Origin of the sequence: Okeania sp. SIO2F4, assembly GCF_010672385.1 — a bacterium.
Taxonomy (GTDB): Bacteria; Cyanobacteriota; Cyanobacteriia; order Cyanobacteriales; family Microcoleaceae; genus Trichodesmium.
This window is the reverse complement of the sequence record NZ_JAAHGT010000418.1, coordinates 1-7,998: the sequence shown is the minus strand read 5'-3', so window position 1 is coordinate 7,998 and position 7,998 is coordinate 1. Positions and strand designations below refer to the sequence as shown.

Here is a 7,998-nt window from a genome sequence, read left to right as displayed (position 1 = left end):
ACCATCACGAATTGCTACTTGGTTTTCATTGTTATTAGAAAACAATTCATCTACTAAACCAGGGATAATTTCCGCAACATTCGATTTAGGATCTAAGTCTACTTGGCAACATTTTAATTCTGGATGTTCTAGACTAATAACACGTCCTAATCCCCATAGAGATGCTTGGTGGGGTTTTACTACTTCTGCTGCATCCAATACACTCTGAGTTCCTTGAGTCACTAACCACATTGGTGTTGTTTTAGTTAATCCCCCTTTAATTAAGGCTTGCACTAAATGTAGAACTGTTGCACAACCAAGTTGTTGAGCTTTTTGTAAATCCTCAATTTCAGTTAGACTCCATAGGTGCAGAATCCCCTTAATATCAGAATTATCTTGGAGCAGTTTGGGAAATTCTTCGGCTACGGTGGGATTAATTTGATAATGTTGAGCATCTAATTTCTTATACTCTGAACCAGTGGATACCCAAATATAGTTTGGCAAATACTTCCCGATTGATTCTACCAATTCATTCTTATGTGCAAATACTAACCATTTACCAGAACCATTTTCATTTGCAGTTTTTGTTAATGCTTGAGCTTCCCAGTTGATTTCATAAAACCAATCACTTAAATCTGACTCTAGAGTCATCAGTAGTGTTTTGGGATTTGCTTTCATTCCCTGAAAACCATCAACCTGAGCTACTAATTTCCCTGCTCGATCAAATAATTGGATTTCTGCTTTGAGTAGTTTTGCTTCTGCTGCTCCATCTTTTAATTCACGGGTATAACACCAAAGCAAATTATTCTCAGGACGCTGATAAAAAGTAAACTTCTGTATACTGAAGGGAACAAAGGTTTCATTGTCGTCAGGAGAAATACTGAGGTGAAGTGCAGCTACTGACTGAAAACATGAGTCAATTAAGCCTGGATGTATTTGATACTTGAGTGCATCTAACACTTTATCAGGTACTTTCATTTGGCAAAGAATTTCTCCTTCTCCTAACCATAGTTGATCCATCCACCTGAAACTCTCTCCATATTGAAGTTGTCGATCCCATAGATTCTGGTAAATTTCTGTAGTTTCAATTTTTTGGGTACAACGAGACTTAATCTCTTCTATGGTTTCTATCAATTTCTGCGTCTGCTCCACAGTAGGAGAAATTTTTCCTTTTGCGTGTAAAGCCCAAGAATTATTATTACCATTACCATTAGAGGAGCTATCAAAACTAATTAGTTGAAATGAGTATGAGCTATCTTCTGGTGTAAAAGCTACCTGAACATTACGCATACCTTCTTCTGGAATTGCTAAAGCTTGGGGAAATAGAATATTTTCTAGTTGACATCCGGTTTCAGAAAATGTTAGAGATGCGCCTGCTAACAATAGGGAAATGTGATTAGCAGCAGGTACTACAACTTTTTCATATACACGGTGTTCTGCTAAAAATGGTAGGCTTTGGGTACTAAACTCAGATTCAAAGAAGATTTCTTGTGATAGAGGAGATTGAAACTTTCGATTAATCAGAGGATGAAGTTTAGTTACAACAGATGTACCTTGAGAATTGCTAGTTTCAACCCAATAATGTTTTTCTTGCTGATATGGATAAGTTGCTAAGGTTACTTCCTGGTAGCGATAATCTTGGTTAAATCCTGACCAATCTACTTTAGCTCCCCGTATATACAACTGTCCTAAAGTTGAGAGTATCTGTTGCCATTCATCTATTCCAGAATTTAATGAGGTTAACCAAATACCGCTCTCTTCCAATAAACATTGACGTCCCATCCCTAATAATATTGGCTTAGGTCCTATTTCTAGGAAAAATTCACATCCTTGCTCATTTAAAGTTTTCATACTCTCGGCAAATCTCACTGGTTGTAGGACATGATTTACCCAATATTCGGCAGTAGTCATTTCTAAACTCTCTATTTGAGTGGTGACATTAGAAATAATTGCTATCCGAGGTTGACTATAGGTTACTTCCTGAGCTACTGCTTCAAATTCTGCCAACATTGGTTCCATTAATGGTGAATGAAAAGCATGGGACTCCTGTAGGCGATTTGTCTTAATTCCCTTTGCTTCTAACTTCTTACAAATGGTTTTGATCGCTTCAGTTTCACCGGAAATTACAATACTGTCTGGTGCGTTTATGGCTGCTATTGTCACTTTTGAACTATATTCTCCTATAGCTTCTGTGACTTGAGATTCTGATGCCATCACAGTAACCATTTCACCACCAGATGGTAACTGTTGCATTAACCTTCCCCGCGTAGCAACTAATTTCAAACTGTCTTCCAGACTCAAAACTTCTGCCACACAAGCTGCCACATATTCTCCTAAATCATAACCCATAACTACACTGGGTTTAATCCCCCAAGATTCCCATAACTTAACGAGAGCATATTCTATTGCAAACAAAGCAGGTTGGGTATAAGCTGTTTGTTCTAGCAAAGAGGTACTTGACTTTTCTGTTTTTTTAGGGTGAATAACTTCTAAGAGCGGATATTCTAGATAGGGTTGTAAAATTTCAGCACATTCATCTAAAGCTTGACGGAAATTCGGCTGAGTTTCATAAAGTTGCCTTCCCATATTCAGATATTGGGAACCTTGACCTGTGAATAGGAAGGCTATTTTCTTGCTTGGGCTACCGTCTACTTCTCCAGATAATGATCCAACTACTTCTTCCTTGAGTTGTTTAGAAATTGAAATATCGCTTATCCAATACCGCTGTCTTTGCCAAGGATATGTTGGTAATACTACTTTTTGGCGAGAGTAATCTCCATCAAATCCTAACCAATTTATTTCAACTCCTTGTAAATGTAATTGTCCTAAACTCTCTAGTATTTGTTGCCAGTCTGATTTTATTGCACGTAAACTTGGCAACCACAGTTTTTCCTCTTTTGTTTCCCTTAAACAATCACGCCCCATTCCCAGTAACACTGGTTTTGGTCCGATTTCTACAAACACTTCGCTACCCACTTCATTTAGGGTCTTCATTCCCTCCGCAAATCTTACTGGTTGCCGTACATGAGCTACCCAATATTCCGCTGTTGCTATGTTCTGCTGTGCTACTCCTCCTGTCACGTTTGATATTACTGTGATTTTGGGTTGATTATAAGATATCTCATTCGCTACTTTCTTCCAATCTCCCAACATTGGTTCCATTAGTGGTGAATGGAACGCATGGGACACTTCTAATTTTTTCGTTTTTATTCCTTCTGATTCTAGACTCTTTACTATTGACCTTACTGCTTCTCCTTCTCCCGAAATTACTGTACTTTCCGGTCCATTTATTGCTGCTATGGCTACCTTTTCTGCGTAAGGGGCTAGAACTGATTCTACTTTTGATTCTGAGGCCATCAGTGATACCATTTCTCCACCTTCGGGCAGCTCTTGCATCAACCTACCCCTTGCTGCTATCAGTTTCAGACCATCTTCTAGACTGAATACCCCGGCTACTGTTGCTGCCACATATTCTCCCACGCTATGGCCCATTACTACATCGGGTTTGATTCCCCATGATTGCCATAATTGATATAGAGCGTATTCTATGGCAAATATTGCCGGTTGAGTATAAGCTGTTTGGTTGAGAACTGATGGTTGTGTCTCTTTATAGATAATTTCTACTAGAGACTTTCCGTTTAGCTTTCCTAGAATTTTGTCACATTTGTCTAATGCTGCTCGGAATACTGGGGCTGTTTCGTAGAGTTCCTGAGCCATATTCAATGACTGAGACCCTTGTCCTGTGAATAAAAAGGCTATTTTAGGTATTTTGGCACTATTGGGTAGTTGCCCTAAGAATACCCCGGTTACTTCTTCTCCGTCTTTGTACTTCCCTAGTTTTTCCTGTAATTGTGTTTCGTTAGAAGCTATCAATACTAATCTATGATTAAAGCTAGCCCTGCTTGTGTTAGCTGTATAGCAAATATCACCTATTTTTAATTGAGGATTAGTTGCTATATGATTCTGATAACTACTGGCTAATTCCAAAAGTGCTGCTTCTGTTTTCGCCGACAGAGTTAATAAGTGGAACGGACGCTCTGAAAAATTTTCACTTATAACTTCTGACTTCTGACTTTTAACCTCAGTAGGTGCTTCTGATAGAACTATATGAGCATTTGTGCCAGTAAAACCAAAGGAGCTAACTCCTGCAACGCGACTTTTACCATTAGTTTCCCAAGGTGTAAGTTTAGTCGATACTTCCACTGGTAATGCTGACCAGTTAATATAAGAATTAGGTTCATTAAAATGGAGAGATGGTACTATTTGCTGGTGCTGCATTTGCAACACCACCTTCATCAAACCAGCAACTCCTGCTGCTCCCTCTAAGTGACCAATATTGGTTTTCACAGTCCCAAGAGTCACAGGTTGTTCTTTTGAATGAGTTTTACTAAATACTGCTCCGAGTGCTCCCACCTCTATCGGATCTCCCAAGGAAGTTCCCGTACCATGAGCTTCTATATAACTCACACTTGCCGGATCTACTCCTCCATTTGCCAATGCTTGACGAATTACTTTTTGCTGAGATGGCCCATTAGGTACAGTTAACCCACCACTAGCTCCATCTTGGTTAAGAGCACTCCCACGAATCACTCCTAGAATATTATCCTTATCAGCTACAGCCTCAGATAGACGCTTTAACACAATCATGCCACATCCTTCCCCACGAGCATAACCATTAGCAGCAGCATCAAAAGTTTTACACCTACCATCAGGGGATAACATCTTCGCTTTAGAAAATGTAATGCTACTTCCTGGAGAAAGCAATAAGTTTACACCACCTGCTAAAGCCATATCGCATTCTCCGTTCCGTATACTTTGACAAGCCAAATGTACGGACACCAATGAAGAAGAGCAAGCAGTATCTACTATTAGGGAAGGTCCTTTTAATCCTAAAAAGTAAGATAAACGTCCCGCAGCAGCACTTAAAGCATTACCGATTCCCCAATATGCTGATAACCCTTTGAAGCCATCTACATGAAGGAAGCTATCCACATGAAGGAGATACTCAGTATAACAAAGACCGATAAATACACCAGTCTGACTATCTAACAATTTTTCTGGATGTATATTGGCTCTTTCTATTGCTTCCCAACTAACTTCCAGCAACATCCGTTGCTGTGGATCTAAACTTTGAACTTCTCTAGGAGAAATACCAAAAAATTGAGCATCAAAGGTTTCTATCTCTGATATGAAAGCTCCATTCTGGGTAATAGATTTTCCTGGTACATCTGGATTTGGATCATAGTACTCATTAATATCCCATCTATTTTGAGGAACTTGAGTGACTGTATCTACTCCTTGACTTAGTATTTCCCAGAAGGCTTCAGGAGAATTTCCCCCACCGGGGAAGCGACAACTCATACCTATTATCGCTATGGGTTCTTTCTTTTTATCTTCAACAGTTTTTAATTTAGACTCTAAAGTTTTTAACTGAGACTCTAAAGTTTCTATCTGACGAAGAGCATTTCCCATTAATGCTTTGTAGTCTACACTTTGGCTACCTTTACTGTCAGTCATTGGTGATTTTAACCTCCTAAAGATTCTAGTTTTTTAGCTAGTAAGTCCATAACATCATCTTCTGACATTTCTTGATAACGAGTGGGGTCGTCTTCGGAGTCGTCTGTTGATGAATCATCTGTTTCCCACTCTACATTTTCAGTCTCATCTTTTTCATCTGTTTCTTCTGAAAATTTTACAGGAATTACATCATCTGCTAAGTGCTTGACTAGCTTTTCCAATACAGGGTAATCAAATAAGAGTGTTGAACTTAAGGTGACATTTAAGCTTGACTCTAGACGATTTTTCAATTCCACTGCCATTAAAGAATCTAATCCTAAATCGAATAGAGGTTCTCGCATTCCAATTTTCTGTGCATCCTCTAGACCTAAAGTTTTTGCCAGCATTGAACGGATGTGGGTTGTCAATAACTCCATGCGCTCTGAAATAGCTTTAGCTTCTAATTCTTCAATAAAGCTAGATTTCTTTTGAATCGTCGAAGCTGCTGGTTTAGATGACACAAACCCTGATAACAATGGTATTTTCTCTGCTGTCGGTGTTTGCCTGAAAAATTCAGACCAATTCACAGGTAAGACACCTACTTGACTTGATGAGCCTGGTAATAACAGCTCCAATGCCTGCATTCCTTGTTCAGGTTTAATTGCAGTAAGACCACTCTTTTCTAATTGTTTTTGCTGACTACTGTCTAAGCTAGCAGCCATACCTCCACCAGCCCATGTACTCCAGTTAATACTCAATCCTGACATTCCTAAACCACGACGATAGTGAGCTAATGCATCCATAAAAGCATTCGCTGCTGCGTAGTTTCCTTGACCACCATTTCCGATCATTGCAGCCATAGAAGAGAAACAGACAAAGAAATCTAGTGATAAATCTTTGGTCATCTCATGCAAATACCAAGTTCCTGTCACCTTGGGAGACATTACTTTCGTAAATTGCTGCCAACTTAGATTTCGCAATAGCCCATCTTCCAATACACCTGCTGCATGAATCACACCTTTGAGTGGAGGTAAGGAAGCAGATATTTCCTCTAATATTTTTGAGAGAGACTCTTGACTCGAAATATCTCCTAATAAAACAGTAACTGATGCTCCTGCTTCTTCTATCTCCTCTATGATTTTTTGTACAGTTTCATTAGGATTGCGACGCCCAGTTAATACTATATGTTTGGCTCCTCCTTTCACCATCCATTGGGCTACTTCTAACCCTAAATTTCCTAAACCTCCTGTAATCAAATAACTGGCTTCTGGTTTGATAGACTTTGGCTCATCTCCAGTTTCTGAGGATTTTGGCTCATCTCCAGTTTCTGGCATAGTAATTACCACTTTTCCTATATGCTTACCTTGCTGCATATATCGGAAGGCATCTTTTATTTCTGTACTAGGGAATACCTTATAAGATAATTCTTTCAGTTTTCCTTCCTCATACTGGCGGTTCAATTCGTCTGAAATTTGGCCAACTAAATCTGGTTGTTGTTGGATTTCTTCTCCAATATCAAACGGGAAGTAATTAGCATCTGGTCGCTTCTGCATTACCTTTTGCCGATCCCAAATTCCAATTTTGCCAATTTCTACAAATCGCCCTTCCGTTGCTAAAACATCAAAGCTCTTATCAATGTGTTCTCCATTCAGACTATTGAAAACAATATCTACACCCTTTCCTGACGTTAGCTTCATAATTTCATCCGCAAAATCTAAGTTGCGAGAATTCATTATGTTCTTGACACCAGCAGACTTGAGAAACTCCCACTTAGGAGGACTTGCAGTAGCGAATACTTCAGCACCTGCTTGGAGGGCAATTTGAACTGCTGCTTGTCCTACACCACCAGCAGCAGAATGAATTAATACCCGATCGCCTGGTTTAATTTTTGCCAAGTGTTGTAATCCATAGCAAGCTGTGGCAAAAGTCAATGGTAAAGTTGCTGCTTCAGTAAAACTCATGTCTTTTGGTTTAGCCAGAACTGATGTAGCAGGAGTAGTAACAAAGCTACTAAATCCGTTATAAACCAAAGCCATCACTTCATCTCCCACTTGCCACTGAGAAACATTTTCTCCTACAGATGCAATAACACCTACACATTCAAAGCCAAGGGTCAGTTGAGATACATTAGTAATACCTAATACCTCAGCATAATATTCTTTCAATAATCCCAAAGAATTGAGTACATCTCGGAAGTTTAATCCTACTGCTTTGACTTGAATTTCTACTTCATTTCCTTGTGGAGGACGGCGCTGCATTACTTTCCAGTCAAGGTTTTCTATCAGTCCATATTCAGACAACTTCAATTCTACTGGTTGATTTTCTAATATGGGCAGTTTTTGGTCTGCGCTCAATTTCTGCTTCTGTTGCCGTACTAACCTTGCTACATAACGAGAACCATCACGAATTGCTACTTGGTTTTCATTGTTATTAGAAAACAATTCATCTACTAAACCAGGGATAATTTCCGCAACATTCGATTTAGGATCTAAGTCTACTTGGCAACATTTTAATTCTGGATGT

Annotated in this window: 2 protein-coding genes; both read right to left on the bottom strand. The window is 39.2% G+C overall.

Annotation, left to right across the window (positions count from 1 at the left end; translation table 11 throughout):
• Positions 1-5,496 (bottom strand): type I polyketide synthase (locus tag F6K22_RS23390; RefSeq protein ID WP_293103398.1); only part of this gene is annotated, 5,496 nt, incomplete at its 3' end.
• 8 nt (positions 5,497-5,504) lie between these two features.
• A partial coding sequence (locus F6K22_RS23385) for a type I polyketide synthase (protein WP_293103396.1) occupies positions 5,505-7,998 on the bottom strand: 2,494 nt, incomplete at its 5' end.